General features: G+C 69.2%; 11 protein-coding genes. 7 read left to right on the top strand and 4 right to left on the bottom strand.

Translation table 11 applies throughout. From position 1 onward, the window contains the following. Positions 1-1,817 (bottom strand): acetoacetate--CoA ligase (locus tag U9977_RS15655; protein WP_322750001.1); only part of this gene is annotated, 1,817 nt, incomplete at its 3' end. Between the two features lie 240 nt (positions 1,818-2,057). On the opposite strand from U9977_RS15655, the gene U9977_RS15660 reads away from it, so the two are divergent. The 4 genes from U9977_RS15660 (at position 2,058) to U9977_RS15675 (ending at position 10,378) form a co-directional block, all read left to right on the top strand. Then, complete coding sequence (locus U9977_RS15660) at positions 2,058-3,320, top strand: acetoin utilization protein AcuC (protein WP_322750002.1); 1,263 nt, start codon at positions 2,058-2,060, stop codon at positions 3,318-3,320. After that, positions 3,317-6,091 carry a GNAT family N-acetyltransferase gene (locus U9977_RS15665; protein WP_322750003.1) on the top strand — a complete coding sequence of 925 codons (2,775 nt, stop codon included), beginning with the start codon at positions 3,317-3,319 and terminating at the stop codon, positions 6,089-6,091. The genes U9977_RS15660 and U9977_RS15665 overlap by 4 nt, the downstream gene beginning before the upstream one ends. A 92-nt stretch (positions 6,092-6,183) precedes the next feature. Continuing rightward, positions 6,184-9,420: a SpoIIE family protein phosphatase gene (locus U9977_RS15670; RefSeq protein ID WP_322750004.1), complete on the top strand. Its 3,237-nt coding sequence runs from the start codon at positions 6,184-6,186 to the stop codon at positions 9,418-9,420. 112 nt (positions 9,421-9,532) lie between these two features. Next, entirely contained in the window at positions 9,533-10,378 is an 846-nt protein-coding gene (locus U9977_RS15675; protein ID WP_322750011.1) for an ABC transporter ATP-binding protein, read from the top strand. A gap of 35 nt (positions 10,379-10,413) precedes the next feature. On the opposite strand, the gene U9977_RS15680 is transcribed toward U9977_RS15675, so the two are convergent. Then, a complete protein-coding gene (locus U9977_RS15680; RefSeq protein WP_322750005.1) occupies positions 10,414-10,887 on the bottom strand; it encodes a hypothetical protein in 474 nt (157 codons plus the stop codon). A 416-nt stretch (positions 10,888-11,303) separates the two neighbouring features. Between U9977_RS15680 and U9977_RS15685 the strand changes: the two genes are divergently transcribed. After that, positions 11,304-11,645, top strand: coding sequence for an Lsr2 family protein (locus U9977_RS15685; RefSeq protein WP_322750006.1), 342 nt, complete (start codon positions 11,304-11,306; stop codon positions 11,643-11,645). 260 nt (positions 11,646-11,905) lie between these two features. Here U9977_RS15685 and U9977_RS15690 read toward each other — a convergent pair whose 3' ends face one another. Then, a complete protein-coding gene (locus U9977_RS15690) occupies positions 11,906-13,333 on the bottom strand; it encodes an aminopeptidase P family protein (RefSeq protein WP_322750012.1) in 1,428 nt (475 codons plus the stop codon). A 278-nt stretch (positions 13,334-13,611) separates the two neighbouring features. On the opposite strand from U9977_RS15690, the gene U9977_RS15695 reads away from it, so the two are divergent. Together U9977_RS15695 and U9977_RS15700 are read left to right on the top strand one after the other, a co-directional pair. After that, entirely contained in the window at positions 13,612-14,736 is a 1,125-nt protein-coding gene (locus tag U9977_RS15695) for a CaiB/BaiF CoA transferase family protein (RefSeq protein WP_416210643.1), read from the top strand. A 112-nt stretch (positions 14,737-14,848) separates the two neighbouring features. Beyond that, positions 14,849-15,994, top strand: a complete 1,146-nt coding sequence (locus tag U9977_RS15700; RefSeq protein WP_322750008.1) for an LCP family protein — start codon at positions 14,849-14,851, stop codon at positions 15,992-15,994. On the opposite strand, the gene U9977_RS15705 is transcribed toward U9977_RS15700, so the two are convergent. Then, the gene (locus U9977_RS15705; protein WP_322750009.1) at positions 15,988-16,953 is read right to left on the bottom strand and encodes a YihY/virulence factor BrkB family protein; all 966 of its coding nucleotides are present in this window, start codon (positions 16,951-16,953) and stop codon (positions 15,988-15,990) included. The two genes, U9977_RS15700 and U9977_RS15705, sit on opposite strands and share 7 nt — an antisense overlap. Positions 16,954-17,252: the final 299 nt, after the last annotated feature.

The following is a 17,252-nucleotide window of genomic DNA, read 5'->3' on the forward strand; positions in this document are numbered from 1 at the left end:
GTGTTCATGAAGGCGCCGTCGAGCGTGGTGCCGTCGTCCAACGCGACGTACAGCACGAGTTCGCCGGGTCGCTCGGTGGTCGAGGTGTCAATCACAAGGCTGTCCGCGACGCCGGGGATGTTTTCCACCACCTGGTACAGCTCGGCGGTACCGATCCGGACACCACCACGGTTCAGCGTCGCGTCCGAGCGGCCATATATGATCACCGATCCGTCGGGGGTGATCCGGGCCCAGTCGCCGTGGCGCCACACCCCGTTGTAGGTCGAGAAGTAGGACGTACGGAGTAGGGAGCCGTCCTCGTCGCCCCATAGGAAAAGCGGCATCGAGGGCATGGGAGCAGTGATCACCAGTTCGCCGATCTCGTTGAGGAGCTCCTTGCCGTCGTCGTCGAAGATGCTCACCGCGCAACCGAGCCCGCGCATGGCGATCTCCCCCGCGTGCACCGCCACGGTGGGCAGGCCCATCGCGACCGCCGTGCACATGTCCGTGCCGCCGCTGATCGATGCGAGCATGAGGTCGGAGCCGACCGCGTCGTAGACCCAGGCGTAACCGTCCGGGGACAGCGGCGCACCGGTGGAGCCGATGGTGCGTATCGCGGCGAGGTCGGCGATTTCCCGGGGGACGATGCCCGAGCGTTCACACGCGGTCAGAAAACCTGGGCTCGTTCCCAAGCAGGTGACGCGGACAGCTTCGGCGAGCCGCCACAGGGCGCCCAGGTCGGGAAATTTCGGGCTGCCGTCGAACAGAACCACGGTCGCTCCGGCCAGCAGGCCGGACACGAGCATGTTCCACATCATCCAGCCGGTGTTCGTCACCCACAGAAAGCGGTCGTCGGGGCCCAGATCGAGATGGAGTACCAACGACTTGAGGTGCTCCAGGAGGATTCCGCCATGGCCCTGCACGATTGGTTTGGGCCGGCCGGTCGAACCCGAGGAGTACAGGATCCACAGCGGCGCGTCGAAGGGGACCCGATGGAAGACGGGAAGCTCATCCTCAGACCCCGCCAGGAGATCCTCCCAGGAGATGACAGCCGGCAGAGCGGCCTGGTGGGCCCGCTCGACGGCGTCCGCGGCCAGATAGGGAATGACGACCGTCGCGCGTAGATCAGGTAGGCGTTCAGCTGCCGCACCGAGCACACCGAGCGTGTCGAAGGAGTTGCCGCCGTAGGTGTAGCCGTCCACTCCGATGAGCACCGTCGGGGTGATCTGAGCGAAGCGGTCGGCAAGGGCGGTGGACCCGAAGTCCGGGGAACAGGACGACCAGACCGCACCGATGGCGGCGGTGGCAAGCATCGCCACCACCGCATGGACGCAGTTCGGCAGCACAGCGCACACTCGGTCGCCAGGGCTGACACCCAGGCGTCGCAGCCCGCCCGCCGCCGCCGCGACCTCGCGGCGGAGCTCGTCCCAGGAGACCACGGCGGTGGTCGCGTCCTCGCGGACAGCGATCACCGCGGGTGCGGAGCCATGGCGGGTCAGGGCGTTCTCGGCATAGTTCACCCTGGCTGTCGGGAACCACCGGGCGCCCGGCATCCGAGCGTCGGCAAGGGCCGGGCCGTCCCCGCGGTCGCCCTCGACCGCACAGAAGTCCCAGATCGAGTCCCAGAACCCATCAAGGTCGTCCACCGACCACTGCCACAGGGCGCCGGCGTCCGCCAGCGTTCGGCCGCGTTCAGTAGCCAGCCAGTGCAGATAGGCGGTGACCCCGGCGGCACGGACCCGTTGCGGGGACGGCGCCCACAGCCGCCGTCCCGAGGTATCCGTCCAGGGTCCGGCATCCGGCGCAACCTCGGGTTCATCACCGTGTCCAACAGCCACGGAGTCAGACCCTAACGAATTCGAGGCGTCGAGATGGCCGGGCCGGCCGGGTGGGGCCGCCGGCTGCGCGCAAAGGACATGCTCGCGCAGCCTTTGGCCGGGCTGGCCGGGCTGGCCGGGTGGGGCCGCCGGCTGCGCGCAAGGGACATGCTCGCGCAGCCTTTGGCCGGGCTGGCCGGGCGGGGCCGCCGGCTGCGCGCAAGGGACATGCTCGCGCAGCCTTTGGCCTAAGGTCGAATCATGGGCGGTTCTTCGCGGCCGGACGGTTCCGCTGACGGCGATGGGTCCGGGCCGACGTTGGTCGTGTGGGACTCCGACCTGGCCGCCTACGGCTTCGGGCGCACCCACCCGCTGAACTCCGTCCGCCTCGAGCTGACCATGGACCTGGCCGCGCGTACCGGGGTGCTGGCCGGCCCCAATGTGGCGGTCCAGCCGGGCCGGCTGGCAACGGATGAGCTGATCGAGCTTGTCCACGACCCCGCCTACATCCAGGCGGTGCGCCGGGCGCCGCAATACGCCGCGCGCGGCCTGGCGGCCATGTTCGGCCTGGGAACGCCCGACAATCCCGTCTTCGAGTCCATGCACACCGCTGCCGCCCGCATCACCGGGGCGACCCTGGCCGCGGCCGCGGGCGTGTGGACGGGACGGCACGGCCATGCGGTGGCTCCCGCCGGCGGGCTGCACCACGCGATGCGGGTCGCTGCCAGCGGCTTCTGCATCTACAACGACCCGGCGGTGGCAATCGCCTGGTTGCTGCATAACGGCGCCGCCCGGGTGGCCTATGTCGATGTGGACGTCCACCACGGCGATGGTGTCCAGGCCGCGTTCTACGATGATCCGCGGGTGCTGACGATCTCGCTGCACCAGTCCGGCCGGACCCTGTTCCCCGGAACCGGTTTCCCGGACGAATCCGGGGCGGGGGAGGCCTGCGGCATGTCGGTCAACGTGGCGTTGCCGCCCCGCACCGGTGACGCCGGCTGGCTGCGGGCGTTCAGCGGCGTGGTACCGGTGCTGCTGCGTGCGTTCGCCCCTGAGATCCTGGTCACCCAGCACGGATGTGACACTCATTTCCTCGATCCGCTCGGGGATCTGACACTGTCGGTCGAAGGACAGCGTGCGTCCTACCAGACCCTGCACGATCTGGCACATGAAGTGTGCGGGGGACGATGGGTTGCCTGTGGTGGCGGCGGCTATGCGCTCGCGTCGGTGGTGCCGCGTGCATGGACGCACCTGTTGGCCATCGCCGGTCATGTGCCGCTCGACTGTTCGCGACCGGTGCCCGACGACTGGCGCCACACCGCTGACGCCCGGGTTCGTGCGGCGACCGGTGCGGCACTCACCGGCGGTTCCGTGCCCGAACGCTTCGGTGACGGCGTCGACATCGCCTTTCATCCCTGGGACGCCGGGGAGGGCGATCCGGATGACCCCTTGGACCGGGCGGTGGCGGCCACCCGACGAGAGATCCTTCCGTTGCACGGTCTCGACCCCCTCGTTGACCGATGAGTGACACGGCGCATTCGAGACATTACGAGTCGACGCAGGCTGATGCGGCGGCGAACTACCCGGCGAGGTGGGAGGCGGACGTCATCCTCGCTGACGGGGGTACCGCCCGGCTGCGTCCGGTCGTGCCCGGTGACGGTGACCGGTTGCGCGCCTTTTGGGGTCGGCTGTCGACGCGCACCATCTACTTCCGCTACTTCAGCGCGCGCGGGCCGCTCACCGACACCGACATCCAGCGGATGACTGTGCTCGACCAGCGGGTGCGCGGCGCGTTGGTCACGCTCATCGGGGACGAGATCGTGGCCATCGCCCACTGGGAGGGCACGCAGGTGGTGGCGTCCGATGCTGAGCGTGACCACGTGGACCCGGACGGGCCACCATCGGAGCTGGTGCGTCCGGCGCCGGCGGCGGAGGTCGCCTTTCTCGTGGAGGACGCGCACCAGGGACGCGGCCTGGGATCGGTCCTGCTGGAACATCTGGCGGCCGCGGCTGCCGAACGCGGGATCCGCCGTTTCGACGCCGACGTGCTCGGCGAGAACCGCCAGATGATCGGAGTTTTCCTGGATGCCGGTTACACCGTGTCGCGAACGTGGGACAGCGGTGCGGTCCGGATGTCGTTCGAGATCGCGCCGACGCAGACCTCGGTGGACGTCATGCGTGCCCGCGAACACCACGCGGAGGCCGCGTCGATCGTCCGGCTGATGCACCCCCGCTCGGTGGCGGTGATCGGGGCTTCCCGGGATCGCAACGCGGTCGGCCAGATGGTCTTCCGGCACCTGCTGGCCGGTGGGTTCGCCGGCCCGGTCTACCCCGTCAACCCCGCAGCGGCCGACGTTCCGGGCGCGGTCGCGTCCGTGCGGGCGGTTGCCTCGGTGACCGACATCGACGGTCCGGTGGACCTGGCCGTGGTATGCGTGCCACCGCGCATCGTGCCCGAGGTCATCGACCAGTGCGGTCGCAAGGGCGTTCGCGGCCTGGTGATGCTCACCGATCTCGGCGATTACCAGGCGGAGATCGAGGTCACGGCCGCGGCCCGTGCGTTCGGTATGCGCGTGGTAGGCCCGGCGAGCCTGGGTATCCAGAATCTCGCCACCGGGCTGAACGCGTCGTTGGCGGGCCGGATGCCCGCGCCCGGGCGGGTCGGCTGCTACTCACAGTCCGGACCGCTCGGCGCGACGCTGCTGGAGGCGGCCGCCGCCCGTGGGGTCGGTCTGTCGAGTTTCGTCTCGGCCGGCGACCGGGTCGACGTCAGCGGCAATGATCTTCTCCAGTTCTGGGAGGAGGATCCGGCCACCGACGTGGTCTTCATGCACGTCGAAACCTTCGGGAACCCACGCAAGTTCGCCCGGCTGGCCCGCCGGGTCGGCCGGCGCACGCCGGTGGTCGTGGTGACCAGCGGCCGTTCGACCCTGGATGACGCGTTACTACACCAGACCGGCGTGATCAGGGTTGACCGGATCTCCCAGGGTTTCGACGTCGCGCTGCTGCTGACCTCCCAGCCACTGCCGGCCGGCCGTCGGGTCGCCGTGGTCGGTGACTCCCGGGCGTTGGTCTGGCTGACCTGCCAGGCGGCGGAGGCCTCCGGCCTCGCGGTGGAGCGGATCCTCCTACCGGGCGGCACCCCGCCCGAGGCGTTCACCGAGGTTCTCATCGACGCCGCGGGTCGCGCGGACGCTCTGATCGTGACGGTGGTCCGCCTGCCGCCGGCGCAACCCGGGCCGGTCGCGAGGGCAGTCGCGGCGGCCGCCAGGCTCGTCGACGTGCCCGTCCTCGCGACGGTTCTGGGCACCGAGGTACCACCGGACCTCGCGGGTGTGCCGGGCTATCCGTCACCAGAGGGCGCCGTGGCGGCGTTGGTGCGGGCCGTGTCATACGCCGAGTGGCGCGCGGAACCGACCGGTTCGGTGCCCGAGCTCACCCGGCGGGCCAAGGAGGCCCGGACGCTGCTCGCCGGCTGTTCCGGTCCGATCGACGAGGCCCGGGCGGCCGATCTGCTCGACTGCTACGGCATCGACGTCCAGCCGTTCATCACCGTCACCTCCGGCGATGAGGCGGTGCTGGCCGCGGAGCGGCTCGGATGGCCGGTGGCCCTCAAAGCGCGCGCCCGTCCGTATCGGCACCGCCCCGAGCTCGGTGGGCAGCGGCTCGACCTGTTCGGTCCGGCGGCGTTGCGGGCGGCCTGGTCGGCGATGCTCACCCAACTCGATGCCGGGCAGCTCGCCACCAGCGGGTCCTTCGTGGTGCAACGGATGGCCCCGGCGGGTGTTGCGGTGGTGATCGGTTCCCTGGAGCATCCGCGGTACGGGCCGTTGGTGTCCTTCGGATTGGCGGGACCGGCCACGGATCTGCTCGGCGACCGTGCCCACCACGTCCTACCGCTTACCGACTCCGACGCGGCGCGGTTGGTGCGGTCGGTGCGGGCCGCCCCGCTGCTGTTCGGTTACCGAGGCGCGGAGACGGTCGACGTGGCAGCTCTCGAGCTCCTGCTCATGCGGGTCGCGCGGCTCGCGGATGACCTGCCGGAGGTGGCCTCGCTCACGCTGAACCCGGTGATCGTCTCGAAGTCGTCGCTCACCGTGCTCTCGGCAGAGGTCGTCGTGGGCCGCGGCCTGCCCCGCGCGGACGCCGGGCCGCGCAAACTGTGGGCACCCGTGCCCACGCACGGGCCGGACCAGATTCGCGGACCCATTAGTGATCATATATCGCACGTGACCGGCTCCTCACGTGACGGTGGGGACGCCTCGGGCCTGGGATCGGCTCCCGGCGCGGCGTGAGACCGTGAACGAGTGGCAACCGGAGGATGGCCGGAAATGTCGGGGGTAGGGCATTGAGCACAACGTTGCCCCACCGTCCACAATCTTTTCCCATGACGACGCCGTTGCCGCAGGAGCCGCCCGGACCTCCGTCGGTCGAGTTGACCGGCGGCAACGGCCATGGCAACGGCAACGGCAACGGCACCGACGGCAGTGACGGCAGTGACGGCAGTGACGGCAGTGACGGCAGTGACGGCAGTGACGGCAGTGACACAACGGACGACGATGCTGCGGGGATCCGCGGACTCGATGCGGTGGCTACCGGCGCGGGTGCGACCGTCGATCTACTGACGGCGCTTGTCGCCCAGGCGCCGATCGGTCTTGCCCTCTATGACACCGCGGGGCGCCATCTTCAGGTCAACGACGTCCTGGCCAGGCTGAACGGCCGTCCCGCCGCGGACCACATCGGTCGCACCATGGCTGAGCTCCTGGGTGACTTCGGCCACGAGATGCACCAACTGCTGCAGCGTGTGGTCGCCACCGGTGAGCCCGTGGTTGATCTGGAGGTCAGCGTCGCGACCGGCGGCCGGCAACCGCGCCAGACCTGGACGGTCAGCTGGTATCCGGCGACCGACGCCCGAGGCGGGCTGCTCGGCGTGGTCCTGGTCGCCACGGATGTCACTACGCTGCGTGATGCCCGCAGTGAGCTGGCCCGAGGTGAGGCCCGGTGCCGGGCGCTGGCCGAGGCCGCGGACGCGGACGCCTTCCACACGGATGCTCAGGGCGGCCTGGACGTCGACCTGCCGCGCTGGCGCGCGATCACGGGCCAGCGACGTTCGGAGATCACCGGCTTCGGCTGGCTCGACGCGGTGCATGCACAGGACCGTGATCGGGTCGCGCGGGCCTGGCGGCAGGCGGTCGAGGGGCGCAGCGCCTTCGACGCGGAGTTCCGCCTCGTCGGCGCGGACGGCGCGGATCGCGTCCTCGTCCTGCGACTCCTGCCCCTCACCGGAGATGATCGCCCGGTCGAATGGATCGGTACGGGGCGTGACGTCACGCAGGCACGCGCGGCCGAGGCGGTCCACGGCGAGCTGGCAGCGCGCGCGCAGAGCGCGGCCGAATGGACCGAGCGCCTCCGGCTCGTCACCGCTGCGCTCTCGCGCGCGGTTACCGTCGACGAGGTGGCTGCCGTCGTGCTCGACGCCGGGCGCCAGGCACTGGGCGCATCCGGGCGGGGGGTGGCGCTGGTCGACCAGAACAGCGACCGCCTGCGTTTCCGGTCCCTGCTCGGATATCCGCAACGGTTCGTCAGCAGTTGGTCCGACATCAACCTGGGTGCGGTTCACCCGGTGCCGGAGGCCATTCGGGGCGGTCGGGCGCTGTTCCTGTCCGGCCGGGCGGAACTGGCCGGACGTTGGCCCGTGCCGGAGCTGGTCGCGAGCATGACCGACGCCGATGAGCAGGCATGGGCGGTACTTCCACTGGCCACCGTCGACGCCCCGTTCGGCGCGCTGCTCTTCGGTTTCCACGCGCCGCACGAATTCTCCCCGCAGGATCGCACCTACCTGACCGCACTCGCCGACCAGTGCGCCCAGGCGTTGGAGCGCGCCACGCTGTTCGAGCGTGTTCTCGCCGAGGCGGCGTCGAGCTGCCGGGCGGAGGAGATGGCGCGGACCGCCGAGGGCGTCGCGCGTGAGGCCGGCCGCCGCCTGGAGCTCCTGGCCCGCGCGACCGGTGCGGTCGCGAGCGCGCTGGAGCCTGAACGGGCACTGCGGGCGCTCACCGAAGTCGTCGTCGGCGAACTCGCCGACTCCTGCGCGGTCTATCTGGTCGAATCCGGCGGAACCGCCACGGCGCCCGATGCGCCCGATGCGCCGGTCCTGCGACGGGCCGTCGCCTCGGTTCGCCCCGGCCTCACCCAGCTGCCGATGCCCCGGGCGCGTATCGGCCCGTGGCCGCAGGGCAGCCCGGTCAACCTCGCCGCACTCACCGGGCGCAGTCACATTGAACCGCTGGACGGTGCAGCGTGGTTGTCATCCACGGAGATGGCCCGCTGGATGCGACACGTGGGGGCGCACACCCTTGCCGCCGTGCCATTTATCCTGCGCGGTCAGGTGGCCGGTGTGGTCAGCCTCATGGCCGCCGGGGACCGCGCGCCGTTCACCGGGGCGGATGTCGCGTTCCTGGAGGAACTCGCCGCGCGCGCCGCGGTTGCGGTCGAACACGCCGAGCTCTACCGCCGGAGCCGGGACACCGCGCTGACGCTGCAACGCAGTCTTCTGCCGCTGGGCGTGGTCGAGCCCGAAGGACTGGAGATCGCAGCCCGCTACGTGCCGGGCGTCGCCGACACGGAGGTGGGTGGTGACTGGTTCGACGTCATCGACCTCGGTGCGGGTCGGGTGGGGCTGGTCATCGGCGATGTCATGGGCCGTGGGGTCCGGGCGGCGGCGATCATGGGCCAGCTGCGTACCGCGGTGCGTACCTGCGCACGCCTGGAGCTGTCGCCGTACGAGGTGCTGACGCTCCTGGACAGCGTGGTCTGCGAGATCGACGAGGGCCAGATCGCGACCTGCATCTACGGGGTCGTCGAGCCACACACCGGCCTGCTGACACTTGCCAACGCAGGCCATCCGCCACCGCTGGTGGTGGCCCCGGACGGGCTGGTGTCGCGGCTCTACATGGAGGTCGGCACTCCGCTGGGCCTTGGCCGCGGTGACGTCAAGGAGTACACCGTCCGGCTGCAGCGGGGCGCGTTGCTGGTGCTGTTCACCGACGGACTGGTGGAGAGCCGTGAGCGCGACATCGACGCCGGGGTGTCCGATCTGGCCGCGGTGCTCGCCCGCCAGAACGGATCGCTGAGCAGGCGGGCGGACCATACGCTGGCAGCGCTGGGGCGGGACGAGGGCCACGACGATGATGTGGCGCTGCTGCTGGTCGGACTGCCCGACACCGATGCCAGCGGGGCGACCCGCTTCGCCGAGATCGCCGTGCCCGCGGGGCCGGCCGGGCTCGGCGAGGCCCGTGGGCGTGCCCGCGAACTGCTGACGGACTGGTCGGTCGAGGCCGACATCATCGATTCGGTGGTGCTGCTGATGTCGGAGCTCATCACCAACGCCCTGGTGCACGGCCGCTCCCCGTTGTCCGCGCGACTGCGCCGGACCGGATCGAGAGTGATCGTGGAGGTCGCGGACGGTGATCCGAGGATGCCTCGACGGCGGCACGCCGACGTCGAGGACGAGGGCGGTCGTGGTCTTGAGCTGGTGTCCCTGATCGCCTCCAGATGGGGGACCCGTTCGGCCGGCGCAGGCAAGGTCGTGTGGGCGGAGATTGCCGCGCCGCTGGTGCCGTGAGCGGTTGCCGACGCTACCGGCCCGCGGATTCACCGAGAAGTGGGTCACCATCGGAGTGGGCACGGCGGCCCGGTCGGCCCTGCGCCGTGACAGGTCGCGTAACGTGAGGTCCGTGGCGGATGTGGTGTTGCGCCTGGACGCGGTAACCGTTGTACGGGATGGTGCGTCGCTGCTTTCCGACATCCACTGGACTGTCGCGGACGGTGAGCGCTGGGTTATTCTCGGGCCGAACGGCGCCGGGAAGACAACCCTGCTTCAGGTGGCGGCGAGCCGGGTTTTCCCTACTCGGGGAACGGTGGACCTACTCGGCAGCCGGCTAGGCGAGCGTGATGTCTTCGACGTCCGCAGCCGCGTGGGTCTGACGAGCTCCGCCGTGGCTGACGTCCTGCCCGCGGGCGAACGTGTTGTTGACGTGGTCATGACCGCGGCCTGGAACGTGGTCGGACGCGCCGGAGAAAAGTACGGCGACGACGACCTGGGCCGGGCGCGAGAGCTACTCGTCCAGGTCGGGTGCAGGAATCTCACCGAGCGGCGATACGGCACTTTGTCCGAAGGGGAGCGCAAACGCGTCCAGATCGCGCGTGCGCTGATGACGGACCCCGAGCTACTCCTGCTGGATGAACCGGCGGCTGGGCTCGATCTGGGCGCCCGTGAGGCCCTGCTGCGGCGCCTCACCCGGTTGGTCGCCGATCCTGGTTCGCCGGTGACGGTCATAGTCAGCCATCACGTCGAGGAGATTCCGCCGGGCATCACGCACGCACTGCTGCTGCGTGCCGGCAAGGTGGTGGCGGCCGGGGACGTCGAGGCGGTCCTGACCGGGCCGGGGCTCTCGGCCTGCTTTGGTATTCCCCTCGAGGTCGTGGCCGGCGATGGTCGGTTTACCGCCCGGCTGGCGCCCGCCATCGCCGGCCCGGCCCGCAGTTCGGCTCCGGCCCGGGCGCGGGGCGCCCGAGTCTGATCCGCCCGGCCCGGAGGCCGCGGTCCCCCTGAATCTTATCGGGAACGGGCGTCGTCCAGCAGGGCCCACAGCCACCCTGGCCCGACGCTGGCCGCGCCCGTGGCAGCGACCCTACGGCGAAGCTCGCGGTCGGCGGTGACGACGAGAACCGGACCGACCTGTCGGTGGATCTGGTCGACCACGGCATCGTCGCCCGAGCCGACCGCGTGGACAACCACAAGCCGGGCGATGGTGGGATCCGGCCCCGCGGGAACCCCGGCTCGGGCCACGCCTTCGAGTACCACGACCAGCTGGGCGGGTGGAGCCCGGTGATGCGCCCCCTGGCGGCTCGTATCCGGGTCGAGCTCGGACGCGCGTGGGTAGAGCTCGGAGCGCCGGTGCTCGGGCAGCCAGAGTTCAGACAGCCTTTGGTGCAGGCGTAACGCGGCACCCGCGCGGTCGCGCCACCATCCGTCCGGGCGTGCTCCTATCACATTTGCGGCATCGACGATCCATGTCCGCTCATCCATCGTGCGCCCCGCTCTCCACGCTCTACCAGACCGTGAATCGGATGACCCCGGCCGCGGCCCGTTCGTGGTGTAAGACATTCGCCGGCGCGGATCCTTGATGGCGTTGCGTGGTGCTCACTCTGCCTTCCGGACCGTGACATCCTTGTCTGTGCCGACCACCGGCGTTTCGGATCGGAAGTCGCGATTCGGTGACAACACATGATCAAAATTTATCCCGACGGTGGCCTCCACCCCTTTGGGTTGACGTGACTCACGTCAACCCGAGGACTCTTGTGTGGCGTCCATGACGCCGTGCAGAGCATGTCCGTGGGCGATGCCAGTCGCGCGTGTCCGAACCAGCCGTTACAGTTCTTCCTGATGACGTGGTAATACTAGTCCCGAGAGTTCCTCGGTTCGCTGACCTGAAGGAGAGTGGCATGGCGCAGAAGACCATCGTGTCGTTGATTGACGATCTCGATGGACACGAGGCTGATGAGACTGTTCGGTTCGGACTGGACGGCGCTTCGTACGAGATCGATCTGTCCGAGAAGAACGCCACCAAGCTGCGTGAGTCGTTGGCTCCGTTCGTTGGAGCGGCGCGTCGGTCCGGTGGTCGGGCAACTGCCGCCCGGCGTGGCCCGCGTGGCGCTTCTCGCCGTACCGGGGGTACAGACCGTACTGCCGACATTCGCGAGTGGGCGCGCTCCAACGGTTACACGGTCAGTGACCGCGGTCGTATCGCATCCAACATCGTCGAGGCGTACGACAAGGCTCACTGAGTGGCTCTCGGTCGCATTCGTCCAGCTGGCCAAAGGCCGCGCGATCATAGCTCTATTTCGCGTGACCACAGGCCACAAGGGACGCGGTGCGACCGAGCAGCGGCCCATGGAGCGGTGGGGTTCTGCCGCGGTGGTGCCGGCTACGGAGGTCGGACCTCTGGTTGGTACCACTTGCGTCCCATATGGGGGTATGTGGCAACCGCTGTTTCCTGGGCGACAGGCTGAGAAGTCGACATCCTGTCGCCCAGGTCATGTGTGGCTCAGGTCCGATGCCCGACCATCCACGTTTCTACGGCCGCAGCGGCGCGAGGAAGAGCCTCGGACAGGTTGCGGCGGCCGTCGTTCGTGACGAAAATGTCGTCCTCAATCCGGATGCCGATCCCGCGCAGCTCGGGGGGCACCGTAATGTCATCGGGCTGGAAGTACAGGCCCGGCTCGACGGTCAGCACCATCCCGGCCACGAGTGGGCCGTCGCGGTAGGTCTCGTCACGGGCCTGCGCGCAGTCGTGGACGTCGAGTCCCAACATATGTGACGTTGAGTGCAGGGTATACCTGCGATGCATGCCGGCGTTCGGGGCTTGTGGGTCTTCTGCCAGCGACTCGTCAACGCTCACCGGAAGCAGCCCCCAGTCGTGTAGCGCCTGCGCTATCACCCGCATTGCCGCCCGGTGCGGGTCGCCGAACTTTGCGTCCGGTCGCACCGCGGCGATTCCCGCCTGCTGGGCCGCATGGACCACGTCGTACACCTGGCGCTGCACGTTGCTGAAATGTCCGTCCACGGGAAGGGTGCGTGTGATGTCGGCGGTGTAAAGCGAGCGGGACTCCACGCCCATGTCCAGCAGCGCGAGGTCCCCACGCTGCACCGGCCCGTCGTCACGGACCCAGTGCAGGACGGTTGCGTGGTGGCCGCAGGCCACGATCGATCCGTACCCGACATCGTTGCCGTCGACCCTCGCCCGGCGCCAGAACGTGCCTTCCAGCCACCGTTCGCCGTTGGGCAGGGTCATAGCGTGGTCCAACTCACGTACACATTCGGAAAAGCCGAGCACGGTCGCCGCGACCGCGTTCTCCAGCATCGCGGTCTCGTAGTCGTCCTTGACCAGCCGCAGCTCGGAGAGGGCCTGCGCCAGTTCCAGATCCCGGTCGGCGGGGTCGGCCGCGCCCGCCGCGGACCTGCCTGACCTGCCGGGGGAGTAACGCAGGATCTGGCGGTCCACTGCGGTGTCCAGGTCCCGCACAACCCGAGTCGTCGCCGGGGACAGCCGCCCCAGCGCGTCGGTCAGATCGTGCAGCGGCCGGCACTCGATTTCGAAGGCCGCTGATCTCTCCCGGACCCCTGGGCGCGGACCGACCCATAGTTCGCCGTAACGCCGGTCGGTGTAGAAGGCCGAGGACGAGCGGTCCGACCGGTCCGCGACATACAGCACGGCTTCGTGGCCGCCGGCCGAGCTCGGGTGGAGAATCACCACTGCGTCGGGCTCATGACAGCCGGTCAGCCAGAAAAAGTCGCTTCCCGGTCGGAACGGGTAATCTGTGTCGTTTGCGCGTACCCGGAGCCCACCACTGGGTATCACCAGTGTTTCGGCCGGGAAACGCGAGCCCAACAGGGCACGTCGTTTGGCCGTGTATGGCGCGACGTCATCACGCGACGGCGTCATCGTGGGCAACGGGGCCCATCCGCCGGCCATGAATCGAGGGAAGGCGGCCGGTGGCTGGTGATCGTGACTGGCCTGCCCCTCCGTGCCGGCTTCTCCTTCGGCCATGGCCGGGGATGACGCGACGGTTGACGTGCTGCCAGCCGCGACCGTACTGCCCGGGACCGGGGTTAGACTATCTGCGACGATAAGCACGGTGGATCTGTCGGGGGCAGGCGGGGTTCCGCCCGAGTGCGCACTCATAGTTCCAACGGTAGGCCGCGGCGCCCGATACGGGTAGCGTCGCAGGAGTGCCTGTGCCGCCGGGTCCCATGGATGGTCTTCTTGTCGTCGATCTCACTCGGGTATTGGCCGGGCCGTTCTCCACGTTGATGCTGGCCGATCTCGGCGCCCGGGTCATCAAGGTGGAACGGCCTGACCACGGAGATGACTCTCGATCCTACGGTCCGTTCATGAACGATCGGTCGCTGTACTTCGCCCGGGTGAACCGCGGCAAACAGTCGGTTGCGCTCGATCTGAGGGATCCGACCGATCACGCGACGTTACTTTCCATCATCGATCGGGCTGATGTGCTCGTCGAGAACTTCCGGCCCGGCGTGATGGACCGGCTTGGTCTGGGCTGGACCGCGATGTCAGCGCGCAATCCCCGGTTGGTATACGTGAGCATCTCGGGCTTTGGGCAGACCGGACCGTGGCGAAACCGACCCGCCTACGACGCTGTCGTGCAGGCTGCCGCCGGCATTATGTCGATCACAGGTTCGCCCGACGGCGAACCTGTCAAGCCGGGAGTGCCGATCGCGGACCTCGCTGCCGGGCTGTACGCCTTCGGTGCCATCGGCGCCGCGTTGCACGGACGGAACACGACCGGACGTGGGACCTATATTGACATCGCCATGTTCGATGCCACACTGTCGCTGCTCGAAGGTGCTGCGTTGTCCTATCTCGCCACCGGCACAACCCCGCCACGCATAGGTAACGCACATTACTCGATCGCGCCGTTCGACACGTTCGCGTGCGCGGACCGGAGTATTGTGATCTGTGCCGCGAACGACGGCCTCTTCGTCCGGCTGTGTCAGGCGCTGGATCGCGCAGATCTCGGCGCAGACCCCCGCTTCGCCACGAACGACGCCCGGCTGTCCGGCCGGGACTCGTTCAAATGCGAAGTAGAAGGCACGCTACGTACCCGGCCAGCCGCGCAATGGCTCGCGATTCTGCACGAAGCGGGCGTACCATGCGGCCTCATCAACGACGTCGCCGAAGCGGTGTCCTCGGACCAGGCCGGTTTTCGGCACATGGTGGTGGAAGCCGGTGGCCTGCCGTTGCCTGGCAATCCGGTGAAGATGCCCGGCCGGGCGGATCCCTCGACACGGCCGCCCGCTCCCGAACTCGACGCGGACGGCCCGGCCATCCGGGCGGAATTCAGCGGTAACCGATGATCGCAGCTGTCGCGGGCGCGACAGCTGCGCCGGGGAACTTCTCCTCGGCCGCGGAACGTCCACAGGATTGGCGTAGGTGGCACGATGGTGCGGTGAGCGGGGGAACATGATCATGACGTGGCCTCCGGACGGCCAGGGCCAACGTGCCACCATGGGATGGCGGCCTGACGGCCGCGATGCGACGTCCACCGGGCGGCGGCTGGTCACCGTCGTGGCGGGGCTTGTCTCGCTCCTGCTGCTGGTCGTCTCCGCCGGCGGGTGGCTGGCCCTGCGCTACTACGACGGTAAGGTCACCCGCGTCCCGCTGCGCTTCCCCGCCGCGGACCGGCGGCCGGCCGACCCGGGTGGGGACACCCAGAACATCCTCCTGGTCGGTTCGGACAGCCGGGCCGGGACGGGCGGTGAGTTCGGCGAGGTCGAGGGCCAGCGGTCGGACACGACGATCCTGGCGCACCTGGACGCGAACGGTTCCACCACGCTCGCCTCGTTTCCGCGGGACCTGTGGGTGACGATCCCCGCCTACACCGATGCCTCGGGACACAACCACACCGGGGGGAGGTCGAAGCTCAACGCAGCCTTCGCCCTGGGCGGCCCGTCCCTGCTGATACGCACCATCGAGGGACTGACGAAGATACGCATCGATCACTACCTCCAGATCGACTTCATCGGTTTCCAGCGGATGACCGACGCGTTGGGTGGGGTGACCGTGTGTGTGAAGCCGCTGCCCAACGGGAGCAGGAGCAACCTCGACGACAAGATGTCGGGTTGGCATGGCCACGTGGGCGACAATTCCCTCAACGGCGAGCAGGCGCTGGCCTTCGTCCGGCAGCGTTACGGTCTGCCCGAAGCGGACCTCGACCGGATCCGCCGCCAGCAGCAGTTCATCGGCGTGATCTTTCGGGCGGCGACGTCGACCGGCACGTTGACCAATCCGGTCCGGCTCGGCTCGCTGATGGACGCGGTCACCTCGGCCGTCAGCGTTGACGACGCCACGTCGCTGGCGGACCTGGCGCCGCTCGCGGTCCGGCTTCGCGGTGTGGGGACCGGCGGTGTGCGGATGGCGACCGTTCCGACGTCGCCCGGCCAGATCGGCGGCCAGTCGGTGCTTGTCACCGATCCCGGCAAACTCGCGTCGTTCGTGGCCGGTCTGAGCGGTCCACCGCCGTCCGCCGCGTCCGCCGTCGTTCTGGTGGCTGCGGCGGTCCCTGCCCCCGCCACGCCCGCGGTGGCGCCATCGGCCGGTTCGTGTACCTACTGACCGTCGGGTGCCTGCTGGACGTGGCTCCGGCGCCGGGACCGCCACCGGGAGTGGGAGCGTGCAGTGGGGACGCCGAGCCCTGCCGGCGACGGCGGCGGGGATTCGCCGGGCGCCACCACGATCTTGGTCATCCCGTCGATGGCGGCGTTGAGTTCGGCGCCGAGCAGGACCGCGAGCGCGGTGATATAGAAGAAGAGAAGCGCCGCGACCGGCGCCGCCACCGAGCCGTAGATCAGCTCGTGGCCGAACACGGTCTCCAGGTAGAGCCGTAGCAGGTAGCTGCCGACATTCCAGACCACCATGGCCAGCAGCGCCCCGGGCAGCGCGCGCCGCCACGGTCGCCTGGACGGCAGAGCCAGGTGGTAGAGGGACGCGAGTATCGCCAGTGAGAATACGGCGACGACCGGCCAGAACAGGATCCTCAGCAACCAGCCCACGACGTGGTGGTGTTCCGCGTCGAGTATCCGGGAGATCAGACCCGGTCCGAGGACGAGCGCCGGCAGCAGGATCACCCCACTGGCCACCTGGGCGAGGTAGAGCTGCAGTGCCAGCAGCCGGCTGCGTACCGCTGAGCGCAGCTCACGCTGTCCGGAGGCGATCGTGATCGTGTTGACGTAGGTCGCCATCGCCGACGAACCGGTCCACAGCGACAGCAGGAAACCGATCGAGATCACGTCCGGGCGTCCGTGCGTGAGGATCTCGTTGATGGTCGGGCGAACCACGTCGTCGACGACCACGGGCGTCAGCAGGTCGTTCGCCGCGGTCAGCAGGCTCTGGCGAACACTGTCGACGGCATCGGCACCGAGTGCGTCCCCGATGTACCCGATCGTGCCGAGGACCGCCAACAGCAGGGGGGGAAGGGACAGCAACTGCCAGAAGCCCGCCTCGGCCGCGAGGCCGAGAACGCGGTCGCGCCACGCCCCCGCGACGGTCTGACGGGCGAGAGTGACAACACGCATGGACACCGGTCCGCGTGAGGTGGCCAACGCCTTCGGCGGCTGGACCGGTGGCCCCGCGGGTAGCGCTCTGTTCGCCGTCGGCACGCGACCCACGGTACGGCTCCGCAATGGGGAACACGCTCAAGCTCGGCGGAAGGTGGTCCTTTTTACCTGCTGGCGAGGGGCGCCATATCGGGGTTCCTGCCGGATCGGTGAAAGCCGATCTGGCAGGTCCGGCCGCTGACGCACAGTGGGAGACAACGATTCAGGGGGAAATGGTCAGTTTGTCGGTTTCGTCATGGTATTCAGCAGCCACGGCC

It is taken from the genome of Protofrankia sp. Cas8, assembly GCF_963555845.1.
Taxonomy (GTDB): Bacteria; Actinomycetota; Actinomycetes; order Frankiales; family Frankiaceae; genus Protofrankia.

Bases quoted from the DNA above. Each gene is read 5' to 3' on its own strand.
- U9977_RS15695 (WP_416210643.1), top strand. From the start codon at position 13,612: ATGGATGGTCTTCTTGTCGTCGATCTCACTCGGGTATTGGCCGGGCCG.
- U9977_RS15680 (WP_322750005.1), bottom strand. From the start codon at position 10,887: ATGGATGAGCGGACATGGATCGTCGATGCCGCAAATGTGATAGGAGCA.
- U9977_RS15705 (WP_322750009.1), bottom strand. From the start codon at position 16,953: ATGCGTGTTGTCACTCTCGCCCGTCAGACCGTCGCGGGGGCGTGGCGC.
- U9977_RS15670 (WP_322750004.1), top strand. From the start codon at position 6,184: ATGACGACGCCGTTGCCGCAGGAGCCGCCCGGACCTCCGTCGGTCGAG.
- U9977_RS15665 (WP_322750003.1), top strand. From the start codon at position 3,317: ATGAGTGACACGGCGCATTCGAGACATTACGAGTCGACGCAGGCTGAT.
- U9977_RS15685 (WP_322750006.1), top strand. From the start codon at position 11,304: ATGGCGCAGAAGACCATCGTGTCGTTGATTGACGATCTCGATGGACAC.
- U9977_RS15660 (WP_322750002.1), top strand. From the start codon at position 2,058: ATGGGCGGTTCTTCGCGGCCGGACGGTTCCGCTGACGGCGATGGGTCC.
- U9977_RS15690 (WP_322750012.1), bottom strand. From the start codon at position 13,333: ATGGCCGGCGGATGGGCCCCGTTGCCCACGATGACGCCGTCGCGTGAT.
- U9977_RS15700 (WP_322750008.1), top strand. From the start codon at position 14,849: ATGACGTGGCCTCCGGACGGCCAGGGCCAACGTGCCACCATGGGATGG.